The sequence below is a fragment of the Embleya sp. NPDC055664 genome (genome assembly GCF_053618075.1).
Map to the genome: position 1 here is coordinate 16,152 of NZ_JBSHGZ010000013.1, position 24,393 is coordinate 40,544.

Sequence of the window (24,393 nt, forward strand, 5' to 3'; positions counted from 1 at the left end):
AGGCGGGCGGACAGCAGCCAACCGGCGGCGGACCTGACCGCCCCGTCGCTGCGTCGCGCGTGGTGCGCCACCGGGATCCCCTCGCTGGGCCGTGGCGGAATGCCACGGCGAGATGGTCCGGAACCTAACCCGCCGGGCGGTGCTCGGTCAATTGTCCGAAGCCGGCCGCGGTGGTCGGCGTCGGGCATGCGTCGGGTGGCCGGGCGGTGTCGGTGGGGTGCGGGGCGGCGTGTACCGGGCTGGGGGCCCGGGGCCTGCCGCGCCGTGGACCGGGCGCCTGCCCGGCTGCGGACTCGGGGGCTGCCGGGCTGCGGACCCACCGAATCCGATGTGGGGGCCGAGCGGTTCGCGGTCCCGCGGGCGTGGCCCCCTTCAGGTGCGCCGCCAAGTTGGCGACGCCGACCGTGTTCCGCGTCTACGACTACGTGTTCCGGGCACTCGAACTCGTCGCGCTCCCACGGCATTCGGTGATCGTCGAGGGCGCGGCGCGCAGGCGTTCACGGTCGTTCGGCGTTGACAACTCGTCGGACGGCTCCGTAGCGTCGACGTCGTGAGCCCCGACCTCTTCCTCGTGTCGTGCCGCCCCATCGACCTGTGTCGTGTGGCCGGCGGGCTGTGTCGTCCGCGCGGCTGACCTCGCCGCCGCGCTCCTCGGTATGACCGTGCGCCGCCGTTCGCGGTGCCGCCCCGAGGACTCCTGAGCTCCCGCCCGGGTTGCGCACCCGGCCTTGTGGCGCAAGGCCCCTCTCATCCGATTCCCGCCGGATTCCCACCCGATCGAACCGCCGCCACGTGGCGTCCCGTCGTCCGGACGCCGGCGCGCCGGTTCGTGTACTCCTGCTGTGCCCCACGAGGGGAGAGCCATGCCCGACCATCCGTCCGGCCGCCTCCGCCCCGTCGCCGTCTGCATCGTCGGCGCCGGTCCGGGCGGCGCGTCCGTGCTCGAACGCCTGTTGGCCAACGTGCCCGAACTCCTCGGCGACCGACCGCTGCACATACACGTCGTCGACCCCTACCCACCGGGTGCGGGTCGGGTGTGGCGGCGGGCCCAGTCGCCGCTGCTGTGGGCGAATTCGTTGGCCGCCGACATCACCCTGTTCACCGACGAGGCATCCACGATCGAGGGGCCGATCCGGCCGGGACCCTCGCTGGCCGAGTGGGCCGCGGACCGCGCCCGGGAGTTGGACGAGGGTCGCGGTTCCGACGAACTGGCGCCGTTTGCAGTCGAGTTGGCTGCCTGCACGCCGACGTCGTTTCCGTCCCGGCCGTTGCTGAGCGCCTACCTGGCCTGGTTCTTTCGGGCATCGGTGGCGGGGGCGCCGGCGAACGTACGGGTGTTGGTGCACCAGACGGTGGTGGTGGACGTCACCGACGGACCGCGTCGCCAGCGGGTGCACCTGGCCGGGCGCAGGCCGCCGCTCCAGGTGGACGCGGTGATAATGGCCCAGGGTCATCTGGACGTCGAACCCTCGCCGGACGAGCGCGAGCAAATCAGGTTCGCCCGCCGGCACGGGCTTGCCTACATTCCGACGGGCTACACCGCCGACCTCGACCTGGACGCGCTGCGCCCCGGCGAGCCGGTACTGGTGCGCGGGATCGGGTTGGCGTTCGTCGATCTGATGGTGCGGCTCAGCCACGGACGCGGCGGTGCGTTCGAGCGCGACGCGAAGGGTGTGTTGCACTACCGGCCGTCGGGGCGTGAGCCGCTGTTGCTGGCGGCGTCGCGGCGCGGGGTGCCGTACCGGTCCAAGACCGGCTATGCCTGGTCGGGCGAACGGCCGCCGCTCCCCCGGCACTTCACCGTGGCGGCGGCGCGGGAGGCGACGGACCTGTGGCCGTTGATCCTCCGGGAGTTGGCCGGCGCGCACTACCACCGACTGTTCACCGCGCACCGCGAGCGCACCACGATGGACTGGGCCGAGTTCGACGCGGAGTTCGAGGCGGCCGAGGATCCGGACGAGGTGGTCGCCCGCGCGGTGCCGGATCCGGCCGACCGGTTCGACCCGGAGCGGTTGGATCGGCCGGTACAGGGACGTCGGTTCGCCGACGAAGGCACGTTGCAGGATTGGATGTTCGGGCACATCGAGGGCGACTTGGCCCGCCGGCACGATTCCGGGTACAGCCAGGATCTGGCGGTGATACACGCGTTGTTGAGCGTGTACGGGGTGCTGCTGCGGCTCCAGGACGGGGGCGAGGGCGGTGCCCAGTCTTTGGCGCAACTGCCAAGGCTGCTCGGCTTTTTCAGCTATCTGGCCAGTGGTCCACCGGGGCCGCGTCTGGAGGAGATGTTGGCGTTGGCCCGGGCCGGCGTGGTGCGTTTCCTGGGCGAGGATGTGACGATCACCGCCGACGAGGAGGCGGGTGGGTGGTGGGCGTCGAGCCCGACCGTGCCGACGGCGCGGGTGCGGACCCGGGCGCTGGTGGAGGCCCGGTTGCCCGAGCCCTCGCTCGCCCGCACCCGGGACGCGCTGCTGCGCCGGCTGGCCACGCGCGGCGACGCGGCGGCGGATCCGAGCGGGCGACTGGCGACCCGGGCCGGCGACCGCAGGTTGGTCGACGCGCGGGGCGCGGTACACCCGGACCGGTTCGCGGTCGGGCACGGCGTGGCGGGCGGTGCCGGGAGCGCGGGGTTCTCCCGGCCGCGCTTCGACGCACCGTCGTTCCGGGTCAACGATGCCTTGGCCCGGAACGTATTGGATCATGTACGGACCGTCGATCCGACGGCGGAGCGGGCGGTCGACGGCGCCGCCGACCGGACCGGGGCCCGGACCGGGAGGCGACCCGGTGCGCCGAGCGGCGATCGGTTGGAACTCGTGACAGGAGCAAGTCAGTGACCACACAACTCGGTTATGCGAGTCCCGTCGACGTCGACCGCTACGGACCGTACAGCGTGACGAACCCGGAGTATCCGTTCGTCGGTGCGATCGGTGATGCCGAGTTCCCGGCGGAGGCCGGGCGATATCACGTGTACCTGGCGCATGGTTGCCCATGGGCGCACATCGTCGCGATCGTACGACATGCGCGCGGTCTCACCGGGATCGTCGGCGCGTCGTACGTGGACGAGGAACGCGACGCCCGGGGCTGGGCGTTCCGGGAGCGGTTCGGCCCGGATCCGGTGAACGGGTTCACCCTGCTGCGGGAGGCGTACGAGGCGACCGTGCCCGGGTACGCGGGGCACATCTCGGTGCCGACGTTGTGGGATCGCGAGACGCAGCGGATCGTGTCCAACGCCTACGACGTGATCCCGAACGATCTCGCCGTCGCCTTCCCGGAGTTGGTCGGCGAGCAGGCCGCGGACCTGTATCCGGAGGATCTGCGCGAGGCGATCGACATCACCGATACCGACTTCGCCACCGCCGCGCGCAAGGGCGGGCTGTGGACTTCGGAGGAGGGCGAGACGATCCACACCCTGGAGCGCTCGGACGCGCATCTGGCCGACAAGCGCTACCTGTTCGGGGATCGGCTGACCATCTCGGACGTCCGGTTCTGGGTGAAGCTGGTGCGCTTCACCGAGACGTACCGGGCGGCGATCGCCGAGGACGGGCGCACGCTGGTGGACTACCCCCACCTGTGGGGATACGCGCGTGACCTGTACAGCCGGCCGGAGTTCCGGGAGACCACGGATCTCGCGGTGCTGGCGGAGAGCCGGCGGCGGCGATTCCCCGAGTCGCCGGAGTCGCCGACCGCCGCGCAGTGGGCGTCGGCGCACGATCGGGCCGCGTTGGGGTGAGCCGGACGGTGAATGAAGGTGCGTCGAATGGTACGTCGAACTCGCTAGTTCGTGGAGTTCGTCGAGTTCACGGAGTTCGTGGAATTCACGGAGTTCGTGGGGTTCGCCGGGCCGGCTTCGGTCGGGTCGGTGTCGGTCCTGTGGGATCTGCGCACGTCGGGACGCGTGCGTGACGGGGATCCCGAGGTGCGGGACCGGTTCGAGGATGCGTCGCCGGACGGAGGGGGCCGGCGGCGCAGCCCCGTAGGGTCCGGGCGATCCGGTGCGGAGGACCGACGGATCGCCCGGCCGGGGGCAACGGTGGTGGGTGGCAACGAGGTTGGGGAGCAACAAAGGCTGAGAGAACAACGGCCCGGTGGAGTGGCCGAGAGGTTAGGCAGCGGCCTGCAAAGCCGTTCACGCGGGTTCGAATCCCGTCTCCACCTCGTAGTCCCGATGGAGTGGCCGAGAGGCAAGGCAGCGGTCCGCAAAACCGTGTACGCGGGTTCGAATCCCGCCTCCATCTCCGAAGCGGCGCGCGGGCGTCGCGCAGATGTCGATACGTGCCGGCTGCTGCTACACGCCGCGTGCTGCGCTGTGTGGTGCTTGGTGCTTGGCGCGTAGTGCATGGTGCGTCGTTGTGCGAAGGCCGACGGGCCCGAAGGGGTCGGGCGGAAAAGATTCGGGCGCCGGGTGAACCTTGGCCCTCTTCGGGCCGCCCAAACGATGGACGCCGTTCACCCTGAGTCCGGAGAATGTCCCGAACCTGTCCCTTTCCCACTTCGGAGGCTCTGGGTGACATTCCGTCAGCAATCGTCTCGACGACGATCCGCGTCGGGGTCGCGGCGCCGAATCGGTGTCGTGGCCACGACCGTGGCCGGCGCCCTCGCCGGCACCGCGCTCGTCGTCGCGCCCGCTCCGGCCGTCGCGGCGCCGGCCGTGGACGTACTGCTCGCCGAGGTGTACGGCGGTGGCGGCAACACCGGCGCGACCCTGACCAACGACTTCGTCGAGTTGGCCAACAAGGGTTCGGCCGCGGTCGCGGTCGACGGTTGGAGCGTGCAGTACCTCCCGGCCGCGCCCAAGCCGACCTCGGCCTGGCAGGTCACCGCGCTGACCGGCTCGGTGGCGCCGGGCGGCCGGTACCTGATCGGCGAGGCCAAGGGCGCAGGCGGCACCGTCGCGCTGCCCGCCCCGGACGCGGCGGGCTCGATCAACATGTCCGGGACCGCCGGCACCGTCGCCCTGGTCCGCGGCACCACCGCGCTCACCTGCCTGACCGCCGCGGACTGCCTCGCGGACGGCCGGGTCGTGGATGTGGTCGGCTACGGCGACGCGGTGGTCCGCGAGGGCACCCCGACGGCCCCCGCCACGAACTCGACGTCTGTGGCCCGCACTTCGGCGCTCGCGGACACCGACGACAACGGCGCCGACTTCGCGGCGGGCACGCCGACGCCGCTCAACGCGCACGGGCAGGGTCCGACCGACCCCGGCGGCGGCGAGCCGGAGCCGACCAGTGCGCGGATCCACGACATCCAGGGCACCACGCGGGTGTCGCCGAAGAAGGGCGCGCGGGTGACGAGCGTGCCCGGTGTGGTCACCGGTGTTCGCGGTTTCGGTTCCGCGCGCGGCTTTTGGTTCCAGGACACCCAGGCGGACGACGATCCCCGCACGTCCGAGGGGCTGTTCGTGTTCACCGGTTCGGTGACGCCGAAGGTCGCGGTCGGCGACGCGGTGAAGGTGACCGGTCGGGTCGACGAGTTCTACCCTGGCGGCGCGGACATCGGCGGCCAGTCGTTGACCCAACTCGCCGACGCCACCTGGGTGATCGACGCGTCGGGTCAGGCGCTGCCCGCCCCCGTGCTGCTCGACGCGGCCTCCGTACCGAATGCGTACGTGCCCGTCGGGGCGCCGTCGGTCGAGGCGCTGCCGCTGGAGCCGACGAAGTACGCGCTGGACCTGTACGAGTCGCTCGAAGGCCAATTGACGCGCGTAGCCGACTCGCGTGTGGTCGGCCCGAGCAACACGCACGGCGAGTTGTGGGTCACCGTCGAGCCGACACAGAACCCGACCGCGCAGGGCGGCACGCTGTACGCCGGCTACGACGCGCAGAACAGCGGTCGGATCAAGGTCTCCTCGCTGATCCCGTTCTCCCAGGAGCCGTTCCCGCAGGCGAACGTCGGCGACACGCTCTCCGGCGAGACCACGGGCCCGCTCACCTACGACCAGTTCGGCGGGTACACGCTGGCCGCGACGACCCTGGGCAAGGTGGCCAAGGGCACGTTGACGCCGGAGACCACGCGGGATCAGAAGAACTCCGAACTCGCGGTCGCCACCTACAACGTGGAGAACCTTTCCCCCAAGGACCCGCAGGCCAAGTTCGACCGCCTCGCCAAGGGCATCGTCACCAACCTCTCGACGCCCGACGTGGTGGCCCTGGAGGAGATCCAGGACAACAGCGGACCCACCAACGACGGTGTGGTGGCCGCGAATCAGACCCTGGACCAGTTGGTCACGGCGATCAAGGCCGCGGGCGGGCCCGCCTATTCGTGGCGTTCGATCGAGCCGGTCGACGGCAAGGACGGCGGCCAGCCGGGCGGGAACATCCGCACCGCGTTCCTCTTCGACGCTACGCGCGTGGAGTTCGTGGACCGTCCCGGCGGCGGCTCGACCAGCGCGGTGGGTGTGCGCAAGGACTGGCTCGGACGTACCCAACTGACCCAGTCTCCGGGCCGGGTGGCGCCGACGGACGCGGCGTGGGACAGCAGCCGCAAGCCGCTCGCGGGCGAGTTCCGCTTCCGCGGCAAGACCGTGTTCGTGATCGCGAACCACTTCGCCTCCAAGGGCGGCGACCAGGCGCTGGACAGCCGATTCCAGCCGCCGACGCGCGGTTCCGAGGTGCAGCGGGTGGCGCAGGCGAAGGTGCTGCGCGGCTTCGTGGACGAACTGCTCCGCTCAGACCCGCGGGCGAACCTGGTGCTCCTGGGCGACCTGAACGACTTCGCGTTCTCCCCGACGCTCAAGACGCTCACCGACGGCGGGGCGCTGCGCACGATGGTCGACACGCTGCCGGCGAACGAGCGGTGGGGGTACGTGTTCAACGGCAACAGCCAGATGCTCGACCACATTTTGACCAGCCCTCGGCTCAGCCGGTTCGAGTACGACATCGTGCACGTGAACGCGGCGTTCGCGGACCAGGCGAGCGATCACGATCCGCAGGTGCTGCGCGTGCATCCGAGTACGGGCAACGACTTCCTGGACCGGCTGGAGCGGTTGTGGGAGGAGTTGTTCGAGCGTTCGTAGCCGGAACTTCGAGGTGATGGTGCGTCGACTCGCGCCCGGTGTCGGTGGTTTCGGCATCGGGCGCGAGGCGTGTGTGTGGGGGGCGAGGCGGGTGTGTGGGGCGAGGCGTCTGCGTATGCGGGTCGGTGCCTATTCGGGCTGCTCCGGCGCCAGCGCCCGGGCGGCGGCTTCGGCCAGGGCGCAGGCGTCGGCGACGCAGTCGTAGTCGACGTGTTCGGGCAGGTCGGTGTGCAGGTGGTAGTGCGGGATCAGCTTCTGGTCGTCGATGGAGACCAGCGTCGCTGTGGGGTATCCGTGCCGGTTGGGCACCACGCCGTCGGTGGAGCTGCGTGAGCGCAGGCCGGTCAGGACCTTGATGTCGTTGCGGGTGGCGCACTCGGAGAGCAGGTTGTTGAACGGGACGTCGTAGGGCTCCATGCGCAACGGGCCCTCGGCTTCGAGGAGTACGAGGTTTCCGGAGCCGACGGTGTCGACGTTCAGGAACCAGGTGCGTTCGCGGTCCAGGTCGGGGAAGTGTCGGCGGGCGAAGCCGCGGATGCCTTCCTGCAGGGCCTCCTCGGCGCCGGCGGAGACGAGCAACACCCTGACGCCGTCGATGGGTTCGTCGCGCAGTGTGCGGGTGAGGGCGACCAGTACGGCCACCCCGGACAGGTTGTCGTTGGCGCCGGGGACCGCACGGCTGCGGCCGATCTGGGTGAACGCGGCGGTGGACAGGGCGGCGAGGCCGATGCCGGCGCGGCGCAGGCTCTTGGCGCCGGTGGCCGCGCCGAGCGCGATCAGGGCCGGACCGGCGACGACCGGCCACCACAGCGGCGGATTCTCGTTCACCCGGTCGAGCAGGTGCGGGTAGCGGGTGGCGAGCCGGCGTGCGGCTCGTTCGTCGAACACCGCGCCGGTGGGCGCCGCGTCGTGGTGCGCGGTCACCACGAGGGTGCGTGGCGCGTCCGGGTCGCCCACGGAGGCGACCACGTTGTGGGCGCTGCGCCGGCGACCGCCGAGGGCCCTGCGGGCGTATTGGCGCCGGTAGGAGATGTCGTCCGCGATGCCCACGGTGGCGGCGGTCGCGACCGCCGTCGCGGCGAGGCGGGAGCGGCCTGCGAGCAGGCCGGCGGCGGTGGCCAGGGCGGTGAGGGTGCCGATCGGGCGCGCGTAGGAGGTGTACGCCGGCTCCTCCTCGACCGCGGCGTCGGTCGCGCCCAGTGTGCGCAGCAGGTCGGCTATCCGGTGTGCGGCCTCCCGCTCGCCGGGCGAGGTGGGCAGCCGTTCGATCCGGGCCAACGGCTCGATCACGGCGCGCAGTTCGGCTTCGGTGGGCCGGCGTGAGCGGTGCCTTCGGCCGGTGCCGCTCGGGTGCGGATCCATTCCCCCATGGCTCGTCATCCCGCCACGATGCCACGCGGGGTCGGGCGGTGTCCGAGGGGAACGGGCGTTTGTTACCGATGGGTTGTGATGGGGCGAGGGCTTCCGGGGACGGGGGCAGGCGCGCCTTCCACCGACCGGGGGTCAGCTGCTCTGCTTCGAGGCGTCCATGGCTCCGGGCAGTTCGTCGGTCGTGGTCGTCGCCTCGGCCGCCTCGGCCGCCTCGGTCTCCCCGGCAACCGGCGCGGCATTCTTGCGGGTGGCCAGTACCGCCCCGCCCAGGATCAGGACGAACGATGCGCCGATCGCGAGGGTGAACGTCTCGTCCAGGATCAGCACGCCGGCCGCCACCGCGACCGCCGGGTTGACGTACGTGATGACCGTGGCGCGGGCCGCGCCGACCTCGCGGACCAGTTCGAAGAAGATCACCATCGCGATCGCCGTGCACACCAGGGCCAGTACGCCGATCGCCCCGAGCGCCTTGCCGCCCGGCACGTGCGCGGGCCACTGCACGGCGGCGAGCGGTGTGTACACCAGCGCGGTGAAGCCGAGGCAGACCACGGTCATCGGCAGGCTCGGCACGTCCTTGAGCCGGCGCTCGGCCACCAGCGCCGCGCCCGCGTAGCACAGGGCCGTGGCCAATACCTCGACCGCCGCCCAGGGGTCGCCGCCGCCCAGCGTCGGCCCGGCCAATACCGCGACCCCGCCGAACCCGATCGCGAGCCCGGCCCACCGCACCGGCCCCATGCGCTCGGTGCCGCCGGTCAGGTAGACCAGTACCGCCCCGAAGATCGGCACGGACGCGATCAGCAGCCCGGTGGTCGAGCTGGACAGCCGCCGCTCGGCGTCCGAGAGCATCCACCACGGCCCGACGAACTCGGTCACCGCGAAGACGAGCAGCGGCCACTTGTACGGGGCCAGCCCGCGCATCCCCCCGCCGCGCAGCGCGAACGGCAGCAGCAGCAGGGCGCCGAGCCCGGTACGCGCGAACACCAGCACGCCCGGCGACACCTCGTCCACCGCGACCTTGATCAGCAGGTACGGGATCCCCCAGATCACGCACATGCACGCGAACAACAACGCTCCACGACGACTCACGGCCGTGTCCCCTCAATCTCTGGATCGAAGAGGATGATCAACCACACGGGGCCGATCGGTCTAGAACGTTGTTGCACAGCACGCTGTCGCGCAGCACGCTGCTGCGGTAGCCGGCGGGCGTGACGCCGAGTACGCGGCGAAACCACCGGCCCAGATGCGCCTGGTCCGCGAAGCCGACGGCCAGGGCGGCCCCGGCGGGCGTCATCCCGCGGGCCAGGAGCTCCTGGGCGCGGGCGACGCGGTGCTGGGCGAGCCAGGCGTACGGGGGCAGGCCCGCCACGTCGCGGAAGGCGCGCAGGGTCTGGTAGCGGGACAGGCCGATCCCGGCCGCCAGCTCACTCAGCGACGGCGGCTCGACGAGCTGGTCGGCCAGCCGTTCCCGAACGGCGCGGGCCACCCGGGCGGCGTCCGGCGAGGTGCGGCGGCGCGCCTGTTCACGGACCGCGTGTCGGCCGACGAGGGCGCGCAGCACCTCCACGAGCCGGGACTCGCCCTCGAAGGCGTCACCGCCGGTGGTCAGGTGCACGTGTACGGCGACCATCTCGGCGGCGAGCGCCGGGTCGGCGACGATCAGCGACGGGAAGTGCGGCGCGGGGCCGGGCAGGTCCTCGCCGACCAGGGTGGTGGAGGGGTAGAAGACCCGGTAGGCGTACCCCTCGGGGACGCCCGGCCCACCGGTGTGCGTCTCGCCCGGCTCGGCGACAACCACCGCGCCGGGGCCGGAGCGGTGTACGGCGCCTCGGTAGTTGATCTGCTCGATGCCCTCGACGCAGACGCCGATCGCGTACTCCTCGTGCGCGTGGGGGGCGTAGCGGTGCCGCCGGAAGCGGGCGGTCATCAGGTCCAGGGGCGCGTCCTCGACGCCGTGTACGCGAGTCCACACGGCGCGGTCCACGGCGGCGGGGCCGAGGACGTCGCCGCCGCCCCGGCCCGCGCGTCGTGCCCCGGGGTCGGGCTCACCACTCATGTCGGTTCGCTCTCAGATATCCGTGGACGGCCCGTCCGGGCACGATGGGGTCGAACCACTCCTCCGGACCGGGGTCCGACAGGCGCGGCTCGACGGTCTCGGGGTCGTCGGAGGCCGCGTCGCTGAAGGTCACGAAGGCGGCCTCGACGTCGTCGTCGTACAGCCCTTGCCGCTCCAGCAGCGACGCCGCCTGATCCACCAGCAGCCGCAGCGCCATCTCCTCGGCGAAACAGCCGGGCGGCGCCCACTCGGTACCGGCGAGCCGCCCGGTGACGGTGACCGCGGCGACCACGAAGCGGCGGACGAACCCCTCCTCGGTCAGCGGCAACGCGTCGAGGACGAAGAACGAGGCGCCGTCCTCCTCGCGCAGATTGACGAGGTCGGTGAACAGGAGGTCGATCAGCACCCCGACGGAGGCGGCGACGGCGCCCGCCGCGAGTCGGGCCTTCTCCTCCGGCACGTCGGGCTGCGCGGTGTCGGGCTCACACCCGAACGCGTCGAGTCCGAACGCCCGCACCCCCGCGGCCTGCCGCTCGATCCGCAGCCGCTCCTCCGGCATCGGCCGCCGCGCCCGCATGGTCGGATCCTCCGCGGGCGCGTCCGGCCCCTCGGCGGCCAGCAAACTCTCGTACACGAGCTCGTCGTGCAGCTGCACCTCGCTCCGCACCACCCGCCAATCCGCGAGCAACACGCTGGCCTCCAACACCGCGAGCACGATCTGCCGAGCCGTCCGCTCGGCCGCCTCCAGTGTCGGCGCGTCCACCGACAACAACACCCCGGCCCCATCCGACCGTGGCGTGACCCGATGGTCCACCAGATCCACCCCGACCCCGTCCGCCTCCTCGAACCCCTCCACGGCATCGAGCCCGTCACTCAGCAACGCCCCGACCCCGAGCCGCTGGAGTTCATCCAGATCGGGATAGGTCTCGAGGGGCACGACATCGACATTCACCGGATAAGCCACCCGAAGATCTTCCCGGACCCACGCCCCTTCCCCACCCCCGACACCACCGAACAACCACGTGGCGGACCACCCCCCCAAGTGCGATATGGTTTCCGTGTTCGGCCAACCGAACACCGGGACGTGGCGCAGCTTGGTAGCGCACTTGACTGGGGGTCAAGGGGTCGCAGGTTCAAATCCTGTCGTCCCGACGGTGTTCAAGAGGCGCTGATCTAGGCGAAAGCCCAGGTCAGCGCCTCTTGCTGGTTTAGACCATTGGATAGGCCGGTGACGCGCTCCCGGGTCGACGTGGACCAGCTGTGGACCAAATGCGGCTGGAGGAGCCCCTCGGCCGGATTTCCGGCCGAAAGAATTGACTCTTTAGTCGGATTTGCCGCTCGATTCTGGCACGCAGCGTCAGGTTTTCATCACCTTGTGCCTTGGGAAAGGTGCTTCCGCGTAGGCCATTTGACCGCCAGTCAAGTGCGCTACAACCCGCAGCAGCCGCAGATCGGCGTCGGGCAAGGCCCTCCAGGCCACCGATGACCTGTGCCTGACGCGCCGAACTGCCGGATCGACATCAGCGCCCGCGACGCCATGAACTGTGGCCTCCCTTGCGGGGGTGCCCGGCCTCCCTTGGGAGGTGGCAGTCGCAACGGCGTTGATATGTAGGGTCATTCACGTGCCGAGGCGGCACACGAGATGGTACGACGGTCAGCCGGAGCGCACCTCGTACAACGCCGAGTTCGTGCCTGACACCCACGTAAAGGCACAGGTGGACAAGCTCACGGCGGCGACACGCGACGGACCCGTCCGACCCGACCCCGGGCACCGACGAGCGCGGCCGGGGCCGGGTCGCCGGCGGACCGTCACACCACGCCCGGCGCCGGGCCATCACCACATGCCCCGCCCCGCCACCCGCGCTTCTGCGAAACTGGATTCATGCCGACCGACTCCGACGCCAAGAACGCCCAGGAGTCCGCCCGGGCGGATACCCACACAACGCCCCTCCCCCGCGAGCGAAACGTCGCGCGTGCGCTTCGGCGGTTGCGTGGGATCGGGGTCCTTCTACTCGTCCTCGCCCTGCTGTTCGTGCTGCCCTGGTGGACGCTGTTCGGTTCCGGCACCGACTGGCCGCTTCCCGTGTTCGTGACCGGCACCGTCCTCTTCTTCGGCGCCTTGGCGGCCTTTCCGTTTCTGATGTTCACCGGCCACGCGCGGCGCGCGGACCGGGCGGCCCGCGTCGCCGACAGCATGCTCGGGATGGTCTGGGTCCTGTTCACCTGGTCCGTGCTCGGCGGCCTCGTGCATCTCCTGCTCATCGCGTTCGGCACCGGCGGCGCGCACCGGGCCAGGATCGTCGCCCTCGGCGTCGCCGCAGTGACGGCCGGGCTGTTGGCCTGGGGCCACTTCGAAGCGATGCGGGTACCCCGCGTGCGGCGGTTGGACGTTTCCCTTCCCCGGCTCGGCGCGGGCCTGGACGGGGTCCGCGTCGTCGTCCTGGCCGACACGCACTACGGGCCGATAGACCGCACCGTCTGGTCGGCGCGCGTGACCGAGGTGGTCAACCGACTGGACGCCGACATCGTGGTCCACGCCGGCGACATCGCCGATGGCACGCCCGACCAGCGCCGGAGGCAGTCCGCGCCGCTCGGGGTGGTCCGGGCGCGGCTGGCCCGGGTGTACGTCACGGGCAACCACGAGTACCTCGGCCAGGCGCAAGGCTGGCTCGACCGTATGACGGAACTCGGGTGGGAGGCGCTGCACAACCGCCACCTCGTCGTCGAGCGCGCCGGCGACCGTCTCGTTCTCGCCGGTGTGGACGACCTGACCGCCGAGCACTCCGGGCTGACCGGGCACCGCGCGAACCTGAGCGGCGCGCTGGCGGGCGCGGACCCGGAACTGCCGGTCGTGCTCGTCGCGCACCAGCCCAAGTACATCCCTCATGCCGCCGCCGCGGGCATCGACCTCCAGATCTCCGGGCACACTCACGGCGGCCAGATCTGGCCGTTCGGTCTGCTCGTGCGGATCGACCAGCCAGTGGTGCAGGGCCTGAGCCGGCACGGGGAACGAACCCTGCTCTACACGAGCAGGGGCACCGGCTTCTGGGGACCGCCGTTCCGCGTTTTCGCACCCAGCGAGATCACACTGCTCACGCTGCGCTCGGCAGCCGCAGGCTCCTGACGGAAGCGGTGTGGGTGGGGTTCACAGTCGCGGGCGAGGCATCGGTATCCAACTCCGAGGCAGTAAACCGCTCCTCCCCCCTCCCCGGCCACCGCGTACGCCCGGCCCGCCACGTCACCGTGACCCCACACACCCTCCGCATACGCCTCACCGCGGCCGTCGGGCAATCTCCTCGACCACGTCGTCGCCGACCACCCCGGTATCGAGCGCTAGTGGGTCCGCATGGAGTCGAGCATCAGTTGGCCGGCCGTCGTGGTGGCGAGCGCGGTCGGGATGGCAGCGGCCGGAATCCGGTACGGGCCGGCCTTCGTCGGCGTCTGGAGGGAACTGACGGGGGTAACCGAAGAGGACTCCAAGAAGAGCGGAAAGCGCCCGCTCGTAGTCCTCCTGGTGGCAATCCTCTTCACCGCGCTCGCGCTTGCCGCCGCGTGCTCCATGGCGTCGGACGCCTACGGCGGCGACCCGCTCTGGCTCGATCCGGCGGTCGGATTCGCGGCGTGGCTCGGGTTCTCGCTGACGACTCTGGTGCAGCACAACGCATTCGAGCGGAAGCCGACGCGCCTCACCGTGCTCAACACCGCGTATCAGCTGGTCCTCTTCTTGTGCATGTCGCTTGCCGTCGGGCCAGTGCAGTAGCACCCGAAGTCATGCCGGCGCCGGTGGCCTTCGCAGTGTCCTTCGGAGAAGGCCTCAGGAATCGAGCACGGCGGCTACGGCCTCGATCTCGACGAGTTGGTCCTCGCAACCGAGCACGGTGACGCCCATCAGGGTGCTGGGGACGTCGTGGTCGGCGAACATGTCCCGGACCACCTGCCAGGCGGCCACCAGGTCCTCCCGCCGGGTCGATGCGACGAGGACCCGGGTACTTATGACGTCCCGCAGTGACGCACCCGAGGCGGAGAGAGCGGCCTGCATGTTCTCCAGGGCCCTCGCTGCCTGGCCCGCGTAGTCTCCGATCGCCGCCGTGGAGCCGTCATCGTTCAGCGGACACGCCCCGGCAAGGAAGATCAGGCGTGACTCGGCGGGCGCCGTGGCCGCGTAGGCGTACTCGGCGACGTCGGACAGGCAGGCGGAACGGATCAAGGCAATCGCACGAGCCACGGTTGTCGGGGGCTTTCCCATCGGATGTCGAGCGGGGACATCCTGCCGGCGGCCGGTCGGCTTCCGCCTTCCGTTTTTCGCGCCGCCCCACGGCAACGCCACCATTTCCGCTCGGCCTTCCCGTATCGGATGATCACCGACCGGCCCCGGAACTCCAGCAAGAAACACTGTTTCCGGAGATCAACGTAGCCGGCGGCGGCTTCAGGCGCCGTTGTCCGCGAGCAGTGCGGGCAGTGCCGCCGTGACGCTCGCCGGTCCGACCGGAGGTGTGCCTGCGGCGTCGGCGCGCAGGCCGTCCAGCCAGAAGGCGACGGGGCGGCGCCACGCGTCCCGGGCGCCGCCCTCGGTGCCGCCGGTTCGACGGGTGAGTTGGGCGTTGAGCCAGAACAGTACGAACACGTCGTCGGGAGTCGGATCCGGGCGCAGTGAGCCGTCGGCCTGGGCCTCGGCGATGAGCCGGGTCCCGTAGGCGACCGATTCGGCGCAGATCGCGGACAGCCTGCCGCCGTCCTGGTACGCGCGGGCGATCAGGTCGTTGAGTGCTGTGTCGGCAGCCTGGAGGGCGCACATTCCACGACGTCACGGCGGCGCGGACGGAGGGCAGGGCATGGTGCCGGAACCGGAGGCATTGGCCGCCGTCGGGTCTGTGTACCGCCGTCGACGCACGTGCCCTGATCCGTCGGAGGCTATTGCGCGTGTCGCCCGACGGCCTGGTCGCCGCCATCGCATCGGCGGCGGCGTTGCGCTCGGGCGGTTTCGTCTGTGCGTGTTCGCGTTCCGGCGACACGCCTTGTCACATCGCGAAGTGAGTTCAGCTTTCGACGCGGCCTCGGACGGCGAGGGCCTGTGTGATGATCGCCTCGCCGGCCCGGTCTCGGGCGCCGCGCGCGTCGGCCGTCCACGTCGTGGCCGTCGGTTCGAGGGCGGGAGGTTCAAGGGCTCGCGGGTAGCGGCGCGACCCATGACAGTGTCGTCCCACCGCCCGGTCGCCGCTGCACCGTGAAGTCGCCGGACAGGGCGCGGGCGCGTTCGTGCATGTTGTCCAGGCCGCTGTGTCGCGTGGGTTTGTCGGGTATCCCGATCCCGTTGTCGGTGACGCGCAGGTGCAGCGCGTCGGCGACGATTTCCGCCGAGATCTCGACTCGACCGGCGGCTGCGTGTCGGGTGATGTTGGACAGGGCTTCGCGCAGTACGGCGATGGTGTTCTCGGCGACGTCGGCCGGTACGAGGGTGTCCAGCAGGCCGTCCAGGCGCAGGCTCGGGCCGAATCCCAGGGCGGTCGCGGCTCGATCCATCTCGTCGAGGATGCGCGCGCGCAGTCCCGGGCCGCCGGCGCGGTCGCGGACCTTGAGGGAGAAGATCGTCGTGCGGATGACCTTGATCGTCTCGTCGAGGTCGTCGACGGCGCGTTCGACGCGTCGGGACGCCTCGCTGTCGGTGATCAGTCGCGTCGCGCTCTGGAGCATCATGCCGGTGGCGAACAGGCGTTGGATGGCGAGGTCGTGCAGGTCCCTGGCGATCCGGTCGCGGTCCTGATAGACCGTCAGGAGTTCGGTCTCGCGTCGCCGTTCGGCGATCTCCAGGGCGAGGGCGGCGTGGTCGGCGAACCCGGCGACGGTACGCACCACGCTGTCGGCGAATTCCGTGCCGCCGGCGTCGTTCGCCACCTGGAGGATGCCCCGGATGTGTCCGGGGCCGCCGAGCGGCACCATGAAGGTGGGCCCGAGGCCGAGCGAGGCGATCATCGATCCCTCGGCCTGGGGATCCGCTCGGATGTCCGGACTGACGAAGACCTCGCCCGAGCCGTACATCTTCTTGGTGAGGGTCGACTTGGCGGGCAGCACCACGCCCATGACCTGCTCGACCCGGTCTCCGTCCGCGGCGGTGACGACGAGTTCGGCGGCGTCCGGCACCGGCGCGACGACCATGACCAGGTCCGCCGAGGCCATCGAGCGCACGGTTGCGGCGAACGTGCTCAGCACTTCGCGCGGATGGGTGCCGGCCAACAGGCTTCGGGTGAGTTCCGAGCCGGCCGACACCCATTGTTCGCGGTGTCGGGCCTCGGCGTGAAGGCGGGCGTTGTCGATGGCCACGCCCGCCGCGGCGGCCAACGTGCGCAGGAGGGCGTCGTCCTCGTCGGTGAAGTCGGCCCCACCGTGTTTCTCGGTGAGGTAGATGTTGCCGAAGACCTGCTTGCGGGTCCGGATCGGCACGCCGAGGAAGGTCCGCATCGGGGGATGTCCCGGCGGGAAGCCGTGCGCCTTCGGATGGGCGTTGAGATCGCGCAGGCGCAGCGGATGCGGTTCGCGGATGACGAGCCCCGGGATGCCCCGTCCGGAGGGGTGGTCTCCGATGCCCTCGATCGTAGGGTCGTCCATCCCGACGGTCAGGAACCGGGCGAGCTGTTCCTCGTCTCCGATGACGCCCAAGGCGCCGTACTCGACGTCGACGAGTATCACCGCGGACTCCACGATGCGCAGCAGCACGGTTTCGAGGTCGAGGTCGCCGCCGACCGAGAGCACGGCCTCCAGCAGGGTGTGCAGCCGATCCCGGGTCGCCCACGCGCCGTCGACCCCTGGCCGGGACTCGTCCGACCGCGGGTGGTGCGATCGGGGATGTGGCGTCGATGCCTCGGTCATGTCATCCCCTAACTGCCCGTGCTGCCCGAACACGCAGGACACTCCGGGCGGCGCCGGACCGGACGACTCCGCGTCACGCTGACTCGGACCGGCTGTGGCGTCATGGCCAGCCTGTCCAACGAATCGAATCTCAAGCGGCATGGGCCGGTAAATCGCGAAATCCCCGCGCCGGGAACGCCGTCGGGAATGCGCCGGACCGGCCGGCGGGCGCACACCGCACGCGGTGAGGAGCGCGAGCCGATGTGTCGGCGTACTCGCCGGTAGGAGGAACTACGGCCCTGTTGCGGCCCATCCGGTGCCCCGGCCGTCCGCCGATCACGGCCATGCGAAGGCAGGGCTCGCGAACGCCGTGCAGGGAACCACTCGGCACCGACGGGGGCCGAACGGCCCTGCCGGGTGGACGCGGTGGCGGTGAGGCTGTCGATGTCGATCGAGCCGGGGGGCGGGCTCGCCGCCGCCGCCCACGACGTTCGTCGCCCGTATACCGAGACGCTCCGGAGCGCGCCATGACTTTCACCGGCACCATTCCCGACCTCGGCATCCTGGTCGGCTACGACGGTTCCCCTGGTGGTGAACGTGCGCTTGCCTGGGCCGCACGCACCGCCGATGACGCCGACACACCGCTGTACATCGCCATGGCCATCCCGCGGGGAGTCCGAGCTACCGAAGGGACGCGATGTCCTTGCACGAGGCCGCCCGGCACCTGGTGGAGACGGCCGCGGCCCCACGGTGCGCAACACGTATCCGCGCCTGGTCGTGGAAACAATCCTCTCCGACGGGCCGGCCGCTGACGTCATCCTGGAAACCGGTCGCCGTGCCGGCATGATCGTGGTCGGCAGCCGAGGTCGCGGCGGCTTCGTCGGGCTGGTCCTGGGCTCGGTGTCACTGCGTGTGTGCGCGCGTGGACGCTGCCGCTCACCCCGTTCGGGCCCGGCCTGATCCCGCCCGTGATCGACGACGCCCGACAGATCGCCGATGGCGAGCGAACCAGGCTCGACGACATCCTGCGCCCCGTCCGCGCCCGAGCGCGGGACGTCGCGATCGAGTCGGTCGTCAGGACGGGCTCGGCGGCCTCGGAACTGATCGAACTCGCGGCCGGCGCCGCGCTGGTGGTCGTGTCGGCGCACCGCGGGCACGGCACCTTCCCGATGCGGATCGGCCCCACCACGCACGCCGTTCTCCACCACGCGCCCTGCCCGGTCGCGGTGGTTCCGGTCCCCCACGCGAGCCGAGGGGAGGCCGCGCCATCGCGCCGCAGGCGTCCACGGGAGCGGGCTGCCGACCAGTCGGCGACGAGCTCGATGGCGCCTGCCGGCGAACTGACCGCGGGGACGGTCCGAGCAGCCGGCAAGGTCGTGCCCGAGCGGGTGACCATCCCGGGCGACAACGGTGTCGGCACACGTGAACTCGTCGAGATGACCGACGAGGAGAGCTACGCGCACGTCGCGCTTCGGCAGGTGGGACGCGTCTCCATGATCAACGCCTCGGTCCCGTTCATCCTGCCCGTCAACTACCGGCTGGTCGGCGCCGACATCGAGTTCTCGACCTCGGCGGACTCGACGTTGGCGCGCACGTGCGGGCCTGTGCTCTTCGAGGTCGACGAGGTGATCGACATGGCCTCCATCGGCTGGAGCGTGTTCTTCTTCGGCATCGCCGAGCGGTTGAGGCCGTGTGAGGAGACCGGTGCCTCCGTCGCCTGGCCGCTGGACCACGGCGACATCCGCATCCGCATCGGGCCCGAGCGGATCACCGGTCGCCGGGTGCGCCCCGTCATGGCTCCGCGCCGATGAAGGCCGGATCACCCGTCCGGCATCATGTGCGCTCGTTCGCGGTGTTCGCGATCTCGACGATGGTGCTCACGGTGCTCACCTCGCCGATCGGGACTTCGCGATGCGTCCCGACGTCTCGATGGTCCGACCTGGGCCGCCGCAGGCGTACCCGGCCGGGCAGTTACGCCGGCGGCGGGCGCCGAGGAAGCCGAGCCCGCGCCGCACGGGCCGTGGGAAGGTCGGATTCGGCGTTCATGGTGAACATGCCGATCGTGGCTTCCGGTTGGGTCGCGGCCCGCCGGGCGGGGGGGTCGATGCGCCGGACGATGTCGACGGGTCAGAGCAGCCGGCGGTTGCGGTCGACGATGGTGATGCGGGCCCAGCGCGAGCCGAGGCCGAGACGGCTGCGGATCGCGAACGCGGCCAGGGCGATCAGAGCGAGGGCGTAGATCAGGTGGTAGTCGACGAACGGGTTCGTGGACGCGCTGGGGGCTCCGCTGTCGAGGTGCTTGGCCGGCGGCCACTCGGCGAGCCACATCAGGCCCATCATCGCGGTGCCGGCGACGGCGGCCAGGCGCATCCCGATGCCCAGGACCAGCGCGGTGCCGACCGCGAGCAGGCCGAGCATGAACATCCAGTCCGCCCAGCCGGCACCCGCCCAGCCGCGCAGGGTCGAGGCCATCGGGCCGACGTGTACGTGGGACAGGAAGCCCTTGGTGGGTGAGCCGCCGTCGACCCACCCCTTGCCGTTCGCGGTGGCGTACCCGAAGCCGAAGGTCTTGTCGAGGAACGCCCACAGGAATACGAACCCCAACCCGACGCGCAGCCCCGCAAGGGATAGCTCGGCGGGCCGAATTCGCGCGAACACGCCGGCGCCGGCGATTGTGGTCGTGCTCTCGGCCTCACCCGCCGACATGAGCGTCCCGCGCTGCGGACGGTGAGAGCGGGTCTTCGAACGATCCGCGTGCGACGTGGCCATCTCGGTTCCTTCCCCGGTAGAACGACCTCGGGCAGGCGCCCGGGGCTCGGCCCGCCGATGTCGTGCTCGGGCTGCGTCCCACGGTGTCGTGATCCACGCATCGCTCCCAGGGCCGACCGGCCCGAGCAACCAGGGCACCCGGCCGGTTGCCCGGCGTAACGGCCCGACGCTCCCCGAAGGAACAGGGCCGACCGGCTCTGGGCAGCGCGCGCCGACACGCGAAGGCTGATGGCATCCGCACCACCGAGGAGGAAACCATGACTCCGGGACACCCGAACCACGATGTTCCCTACGTGGTCGTCGGCATCGACGGGGATCCGAGAATGAACCGAGCCCCGGTGGTGTGGGCCGCACACGAGGCCGCGTTGCGAGGCACGGCCCTGTATCTCGTCCACGGGTGTGAGGCGGCAGGGAGCACTCTGGCCCCCTACGCGCCGCAGCCCGACCCGGCGCGGGCCGGCGAACAGCGCCGCGCGGTCCGGGAGATCATGGACGCCGCCGAACAGGACGCGCACCGCGAGCGCCCCGGCCTGACGGTCGTCAGGCAGTCGATCGAGGGTCGGGCCGTACCGGTCTTGTTGTCGGCCACGGTCGGCGCGGTCCTGTTGGTGCTCGGAACGCGCACCGAGCCCGGCCGGATGAGGCCGGTGGGCGCGGTCGGCAGGGAATGTTTGCGCTGCGCGCCGTGTCCGGTGGTGACCGTATCGGCGGCCGACGTATCGCACGCACAGCAGGTGAACCGATCCGAGTAGGCCCGCGGGGCCGGCCCGACGGAACGGGAAAGCGTTGCTTCGCCACCTCGCGCGCCGCCGGCCCGGGCCGGTGTGAAAGCCGCCGGACGGAAGCCGGGAGTTCCCCGACGGACCATGCCGCGCGGGGCGTTCGGCCCTGTCGGGTGTGCATCGGCGTGGCCACGCCGACTCCGAGACGAGGAGACGTCATGCGCCGCGAGAATCTGAAGATCGTGATCACCGAGGCGAGGAAGGGCGATTGCGAGGACGCCGCGGGCCGGCTCAGGGCGCGGAGTGCGCCCTCGTCGCGGGAGTCCCCCTGGTGGTGTGCGGGCCCGCCGACAGCGGCGGCCCCCTGCTTCGCGCCGACGTCCTGTGCGGTCCCACCGAACTCGTCGCGGCGTGCCCGGGCGCCCTCTCGCCGATCGGTGCGACGGCGCATCGGGTGGTCGCCCGCGCCGTCCGTACCGCTCTCACCGCCAGGGGAACGGGCCCCTCGGCCGGCATCGAAGTCCGGCTCGTCCTGCGTGACACCACCGTCGTCGCCGACATCACCCTCGACACCGTGCCGAGTCGCGCGACCCACAACCACGTACGGACCGCGGTCCGTACGTCCCTCGCGCCGTTCACCTCGGCCTGGGCGTACACACCGGTCACGCTCCACCGCCGAGCCCCGAACCGCGCGTGGTCGTGACCGGCCCCACAACATGCACGCCGGCCCCTGCGCGGCGGGGCCGGTGGGCGAGCCGCGCATGTGCGTGGGTGTCGTCTACCGCAGGTGCCGCAGGTAGGGGTCGGTGCGGGTGCGCGGCGCCAGGTGGATGCGGGTGTCGACGACGATGACGCCGTCGGGGCGGGCGATCAGCGGATTGAACTCGGCATCGGTGACCTGGGGGTGGTCGTCGGCGAGGTGCGACAGGCGTTGGAGGAGGTCGGCGACGGCGTCGGTGTCGGCGGGGGCGGAACCGCGGTGGCCGTACAGCAGGCGCGATGCCCGGGAGCCGGTGATCAGGGCGGCGGCGTCGAGGTCGGTCAGGGGGGTGAGTCGGGCGCCGTGGTCGTCCAGGACGTCGGTGGTGACGCCGCCGAGGCCGAACATGATCAGTGGGCCGAGGACTTCGTCCTGGGTGACGCCGGCGATGAGTTCGATACCCGGCGGTGCCATCGGCTGGACGACGGCACCGCGCATGGCTGTGCCGAGGTGGTCGGCCATGGTGGTGAACGCGTCGCCGATCTCCTCGTCGCCGAGCAGGCGCAGCCGCACGCCGCCCGCGTCGGTCTTGTGCACCAGGTCCGGTCCGTGGGCCTTGAGCGCGACCCGGCCCTCGTCGCCGAGCGGGCCCAGTTCCCGACCGGCCGCCACGGCTTCCTCGGCGGTGCGGACGTGGCGCCACGGGCTCTGCGGGATGCCGTACGCGGTGAGCACCCGGGCGCACGCCCGGGGCGGCAGCCAGCCGCCTTCGGGGTGTTCGCGCAGGAACTCGCGGATCAGGGTGCGTACCGTCGCCCGGTCGAGGTCGGCCGGTCGACGGACGGTACCGCGGGGGCGGGTGAGCCACATCGTGCGGTCCACGGCGTGCGCGAGCGCGACGGCCGCGGTTCGGGTGTCGTTGTACACCGGGGTGCCGCCGCCGTCGGCGCCGGTCCGCAGTTCGACCGACGCGGCGCGGTCGGGCGCGACCACCACGACGGGGTGCTCACGCACGGAGGGGCCACGCAGGACATCGGCCAGTGGGTCGCCGAGGGCGGTGGGCACGAGGGCCAGCACGACCGCGTCGACGTGGCCCGAGGCCAGGACGCGGTCGACGCACGCGTGGAGTTGCCCGGCGTCGACGACGGCGGTGGTGTCGACGGGATTGCCGCACGCCGCGCCCGGCGGGAGCAGGGCGCGCAGGTCGCTTTCGAGGTCGGCGTCGAAGCTCGGCACGGCCAGTCCCGCGTCGACACACGCGTCGGCGGCGAGTACGCCGGCGCCGCCGGCGTTGCCGACCACCGCGATCGAGGGGCCCTGCGGGAGCGGTTGGGCGTGCAGGAGCGCGGCGGTGGCGATCAGGTCGCCCAGGGACCGGGTCGCGGTGACGCCGGCCTGGGTGAACAGCGCGCCCCGGGCCACGGTCGGGGTGACGGCCGCCGCGGTGTGCGAGCCGGCGGCGCGGCGGCCGGCGGCCGAGCGGCCGGTGTCGACGGTGAGCACCGGCATGCCCCGCCCGACCCGACGCACGATCCGGGAGAACTTGCGCGGGTTGCCGAACGATTCCAGGTGCAGGACGGCCATCGTGGTGCGGTCGTCGGCGGCCCATACCTGGAGCATGTCGTTACCGCTGACGTCGTACTTGTCACCGAGTGACGCGAAGGTCGAGGTGCCGATGCCGAGTCGGTTCAACTGCCCGATCAACGCGATCCCGACCCCGCCGGACTGCACGGCGACCCCGATGCCGCCCGGTAGCGGTGCCAGCGGTGCGAACGTCGCGTTCAACGACGTGTCCGGATCCGTCCGGGCCAGCCCCAGGCAGTTCGGCCCGACCATGCGCATGCCGTGCCGCCGGCAGGAGGCGCGCAGCCGGGTGCCCTGTTCCGCGGTGAGCCCGGACGTCACGACCAGCAGGGCTCGCACGCCCGCGCGCCCACAGTCCTCCGCGAGGTCGGGGACGGCCGCCGCCGGCACCGCGACGATCACCAGGTCGGGGGCTTGCGGCAGGTCGGCCGGGCGCCGATGGGCCCGAATGCCTTCGACCGTGTGCGCGCTCGGATGCAGCACACTGACGGTGCCGCCGAATCCGCCGTCGCACACGTTGCGCAGCAGGGCGCGGCCGACCGAGTCGGCTCGCCGGCCGGCCCCGGCCACGGCGATCGAGCGGGGGCGGAACAGCGGGATCAGGCTCGCCACGTCGGCGATGCCCTCGCGGGCACCCATCGCCTCCAGGTAGGTGTCGTACCCCGGGTTCTCCGCGCCCACGTCCAGGGGGATCACCGAGCGCACGACATCGTCCTCGCGACTGCTGTGCACGGGCAGTCCCATATCGGCGAACACGCGCAACATCTGCCGGTTTCCGGTCAGCGTGTCGGCGACCAGTGCGCGGATGCCGTCTTCGCGGGCGAACGCCACCAGATGTTCGATCAGCAGCGTGCCGACGCCGCGTCCGTGCCACGAGTCGGCGACGGCGAGGGCGAGTTCGGCCTCACCGGATCCTTCGGCCGCACCGGATCCGGCGATGGCGATGTACTCGGCGACGCCGACGATCCGGTCCCCGGAGACCGCGACAAGCGAGCCGCACCCCGGGCGCGCGACCGCGCAGATCCGCCGCGCGGCCTGGGACACGGCGGTGTCGGAGATGCCGAAGAAACGCAGCCGCAGGTCTTCGACGGACATCGCGCGGTGCATGGCCAGGACGGCGTCCTCGTCGCGGGGTTCCGGGCGGCGCACGTGGATGGTGGCCCCGTCGGAGGTCAATACCCAGGTCCCGCCGGTGCTCTCGGTCCGCGTCATGGTCGGCTTCCTTGTCGAGGTGGGTGATTCCGGCTGTGCGGGCGCCCGACCGGGAGGTGCGGGCGGGGGCCGCCGGCCCCTCGCGTCCGGACGTCCCGGGCGTCGCGTCGCCGCGACGACAGTGCTG

The 24,393-nt window shown here is 71.5% G+C and carries 20 protein-coding genes and 3 tRNA genes; 14 read left to right on the plus strand and 9 right to left on the minus strand.

Annotation, left to right across the window (positions count from 1 at the left end; translation table 11 throughout):
* Positions 1-389: 389 nt before the first annotated feature.
* From ACWGR4_RS22095 to ACWGR4_RS22120, 6 genes are all read left to right on the plus strand, one after another.
* Positions 390-554, plus strand: coding sequence for a hypothetical protein (locus ACWGR4_RS22095; RefSeq protein ID WP_452131035.1), 165 nt, complete (start codon positions 390-392; stop codon positions 552-554).
* 309 nt (positions 555-863) lie between these two features.
* A complete protein-coding gene (locus ACWGR4_RS22100; RefSeq protein WP_452131034.1) occupies positions 864-2,834 on the plus strand; it encodes an FAD/NAD(P)-binding protein in 1,971 nt (656 codons plus the stop codon).
* Entirely contained in the window at positions 2,831-3,730 is a 900-nt protein-coding gene (locus ACWGR4_RS22105) for a glutathione S-transferase C-terminal domain-containing protein (RefSeq protein WP_452131033.1), read from the plus strand. Before ACWGR4_RS22100 ends, ACWGR4_RS22105 begins: the two co-directional genes overlap by 4 nt.
* 354 nt (positions 3,731-4,084) lie before the next feature.
* Positions 4,085-4,155: transfer RNA gene (locus ACWGR4_RS22110), tRNA-Cys, on the plus strand.
* 9 nt (positions 4,156-4,164) lie between these two features.
* A tRNA-Cys gene (locus ACWGR4_RS22115) sits at positions 4,165-4,235 on the plus strand.
* A 335-nt stretch (positions 4,236-4,570) separates the two neighbouring features.
* The gene (locus ACWGR4_RS22120; RefSeq protein ID WP_452131032.1) at positions 4,571-7,012 is read left to right on the plus strand and encodes an endonuclease/exonuclease/phosphatase family protein; all 2,442 of its coding nucleotides are present in this window, start codon (positions 4,571-4,573) and stop codon (positions 7,010-7,012) included.
* Positions 7,013-7,141: 129 nt separating this feature from the next.
* Here ACWGR4_RS22120 and ACWGR4_RS22125 read toward each other — a convergent pair whose 3' ends face one another.
* The 4 genes from ACWGR4_RS22125 to ACWGR4_RS22140 all read right to left on the minus strand — a co-directional run bounded on the left by ACWGR4_RS22125 (position 7,142) and on the right by ACWGR4_RS22140 (position 11,373).
* Positions 7,142-8,392, minus strand: coding sequence for a M28 family peptidase (locus ACWGR4_RS22125; RefSeq protein WP_452131031.1), 1,251 nt, complete (start codon positions 8,390-8,392; stop codon positions 7,142-7,144).
* Between the two features lie 123 nt (positions 8,393-8,515).
* Positions 8,516-9,469 (minus strand): DMT family transporter, encoded by a 954-nt coding sequence (locus ACWGR4_RS22130; RefSeq protein WP_452131030.1) that lies wholly within the window; start codon positions 9,467-9,469, stop codon positions 8,516-8,518.
* Between the two features lie 37 nt (positions 9,470-9,506).
* Positions 9,507-10,307 (minus strand): helix-turn-helix domain-containing protein, encoded by an 801-nt coding sequence (locus ACWGR4_RS22135; RefSeq protein ID WP_379998655.1) that lies wholly within the window; start codon positions 10,305-10,307, stop codon positions 9,507-9,509.
* Between the two features lie 118 nt (positions 10,308-10,425).
* A complete protein-coding gene (locus ACWGR4_RS22140) occupies positions 10,426-11,373 on the minus strand; it encodes a hypothetical protein (RefSeq protein ID WP_379997385.1) in 948 nt (315 codons plus the stop codon).
* A gap of 141 nt (positions 11,374-11,514) precedes the next feature.
* Between ACWGR4_RS22140 and ACWGR4_RS22145 the strand changes: the two genes are divergently transcribed.
* The 3 genes from ACWGR4_RS22145 to ACWGR4_RS22155 all read left to right on the plus strand — a co-directional run bounded on the left by ACWGR4_RS22145 (position 11,515) and on the right by ACWGR4_RS22155 (position 14,196).
* Positions 11,515-11,588 (plus strand) — tRNA-Pro (locus tag ACWGR4_RS22145).
* A 730-nt stretch (positions 11,589-12,318) separates the two neighbouring features.
* Positions 12,319-13,560 (plus strand): metallophosphoesterase, encoded by a 1,242-nt coding sequence (locus ACWGR4_RS22150; RefSeq protein ID WP_452131029.1) that lies wholly within the window; start codon positions 12,319-12,321, stop codon positions 13,558-13,560.
* A 222-nt stretch (positions 13,561-13,782) separates the two neighbouring features.
* Positions 13,783-14,196 (plus strand): DUF1761 domain-containing protein, encoded by a 414-nt coding sequence (locus ACWGR4_RS22155; RefSeq protein ID WP_452131028.1) that lies wholly within the window; start codon positions 13,783-13,785, stop codon positions 14,194-14,196.
* Positions 14,197-14,250: 54 nt separating this feature from the next.
* Here the strand turns inward: ACWGR4_RS22155 and ACWGR4_RS22160 are convergent, their stop codons facing one another.
* The 3 genes from ACWGR4_RS22160 to ACWGR4_RS22170 all read right to left on the minus strand — a co-directional run bounded on the left by ACWGR4_RS22160 (position 14,251) and on the right by ACWGR4_RS22170 (position 17,300).
* On the minus strand, positions 14,251-14,661 hold the full coding sequence (locus tag ACWGR4_RS22160) for a RidA family protein (RefSeq protein ID WP_452131027.1): 411 nt from the start codon (positions 14,659-14,661) through the stop codon (positions 14,251-14,253).
* A 201-nt stretch (positions 14,662-14,862) separates the two neighbouring features.
* A complete protein-coding gene (locus ACWGR4_RS22165; RefSeq protein WP_452131026.1) occupies positions 14,863-15,231 on the minus strand; it encodes an SbtR family transcriptional regulator in 369 nt (122 codons plus the stop codon).
* Positions 15,232-15,593: 362 nt separating this feature from the next.
* The gene (locus tag ACWGR4_RS22170; protein ID WP_452131025.1) at positions 15,594-17,300 is read right to left on the minus strand and encodes a GAF domain-containing protein; all 1,707 of its coding nucleotides are present in this window, start codon (positions 17,298-17,300) and stop codon (positions 15,594-15,596) included.
* Between the two features lie 506 nt (positions 17,301-17,806).
* On the opposite strand from ACWGR4_RS22170, the gene ACWGR4_RS22175 reads away from it, so the two are divergent.
* Genes ACWGR4_RS22175 through ACWGR4_RS22185 form a run of 3 tightly spaced genes read left to right on the plus strand, consistent with a single transcriptional unit; the run spans position 17,807 to position 19,090 of the window.
* Complete coding sequence (locus ACWGR4_RS22175; RefSeq protein ID WP_452134230.1) at positions 17,807-18,091, plus strand: universal stress protein; 285 nt, start codon at positions 17,807-17,809, stop codon at positions 18,089-18,091.
* Entirely contained in the window at positions 18,057-18,239 is a 183-nt protein-coding gene (locus tag ACWGR4_RS22180; RefSeq protein WP_452134231.1) for a universal stress protein, read from the plus strand. The genes ACWGR4_RS22175 and ACWGR4_RS22180 overlap by 35 nt, the downstream gene beginning before the upstream one ends.
* Positions 18,194-19,090 (plus strand): pyridoxamine 5'-phosphate oxidase family protein, encoded by an 897-nt coding sequence (locus tag ACWGR4_RS22185; protein WP_452131022.1) that lies wholly within the window; start codon positions 18,194-18,196, stop codon positions 19,088-19,090. The genes ACWGR4_RS22180 and ACWGR4_RS22185 overlap by 46 nt, the downstream gene beginning before the upstream one ends.
* Positions 19,091-19,406: 316 nt before the next feature.
* On the opposite strand, the gene ACWGR4_RS22190 is transcribed toward ACWGR4_RS22185, so the two are convergent.
* Complete coding sequence (locus tag ACWGR4_RS22190; protein WP_452131021.1) at positions 19,407-20,048, minus strand: hypothetical protein; 642 nt, start codon at positions 20,046-20,048, stop codon at positions 19,407-19,409.
* Between the two features lie 257 nt (positions 20,049-20,305).
* Between ACWGR4_RS22190 and ACWGR4_RS22195 the strand changes: the two genes are divergently transcribed.
* Together ACWGR4_RS22195 and ACWGR4_RS22200 are read left to right on the plus strand one after the other, a co-directional pair.
* Positions 20,306-20,800, plus strand: a complete 495-nt coding sequence (locus tag ACWGR4_RS22195) for a universal stress protein (protein ID WP_452131020.1) — start codon at positions 20,306-20,308, stop codon at positions 20,798-20,800.
* A 238-nt stretch (positions 20,801-21,038) separates the two neighbouring features.
* Entirely contained in the window at positions 21,039-21,473 is a 435-nt protein-coding gene (locus tag ACWGR4_RS22200; RefSeq protein ID WP_452131019.1) for a hypothetical protein, read from the plus strand.
* Between the two features lie 75 nt (positions 21,474-21,548).
* On the opposite strand, the gene ACWGR4_RS22205 is transcribed toward ACWGR4_RS22200, so the two are convergent.
* Positions 21,549-24,266 carry a bifunctional acetate--CoA ligase family protein/GNAT family N-acetyltransferase gene (locus tag ACWGR4_RS22205; RefSeq protein ID WP_452131018.1) on the minus strand — a complete coding sequence of 906 codons (2,718 nt, stop codon included), beginning with the start codon at positions 24,264-24,266 and terminating at the stop codon, positions 21,549-21,551.
* Between the last annotated feature and the right edge of the window lie 127 nt (positions 24,267-24,393).

What these genes read in the sequence shown, in the direction of transcription:
- ACWGR4_RS22100 (WP_452131034.1), top strand. Translation starts at nt 864, where the DNA reads ATGCCCGACCATCCGTCCGGCCGCCTCCGCCCCGTCGCCGTCTGCATC.
- ACWGR4_RS22125 (WP_452131031.1), bottom strand. Translation starts at nt 8,392, where the DNA reads ATGACGAGCCATGGGGGAATGGATCCGCACCCGAGCGGCACCGGCCGA.
- ACWGR4_RS22135 (WP_379998655.1), bottom strand. Translation starts at nt 10,307, where the DNA reads ATGACCGCCCGCTTCCGGCGGCACCGCTACGCCCCCCACGCGCACGAG.
- ACWGR4_RS22150 (WP_452131029.1), top strand. Translation starts at nt 12,319, where the DNA reads ATGCCGACCGACTCCGACGCCAAGAACGCCCAGGAGTCCGCCCGGGCG.
- ACWGR4_RS22155 (WP_452131028.1), top strand. Translation starts at nt 13,783, where the DNA reads ATGGAGTCGAGCATCAGTTGGCCGGCCGTCGTGGTGGCGAGCGCGGTC.
- ACWGR4_RS22165 (WP_452131026.1), bottom strand. Translation starts at nt 15,231, where the DNA reads ATGTGCGCCCTCCAGGCTGCCGACACAGCACTCAACGACCTGATCGCC.
- ACWGR4_RS22170 (WP_452131025.1), bottom strand. Translation starts at nt 17,300, where the DNA reads ATGACCGAGGCATCGACGCCACATCCCCGATCGCACCACCCGCGGTCG.
- ACWGR4_RS22175 (WP_452134230.1), top strand. Translation starts at nt 17,807, where the DNA reads ATGACTTTCACCGGCACCATTCCCGACCTCGGCATCCTGGTCGGCTAC.
- ACWGR4_RS22190 (WP_452131021.1), bottom strand. Translation starts at nt 20,048, where the DNA reads ATGGCCACGTCGCACGCGGATCGTTCGAAGACCCGCTCTCACCGTCCG.
- ACWGR4_RS22195 (WP_452131020.1), top strand. Translation starts at nt 20,306, where the DNA reads ATGACTCCGGGACACCCGAACCACGATGTTCCCTACGTGGTCGTCGGC.
- ACWGR4_RS22205 (WP_452131018.1), bottom strand. Translation starts at nt 24,266, where the DNA reads ATGACGCGGACCGAGAGCACCGGCGGGACCTGGGTATTGACCTCCGAC.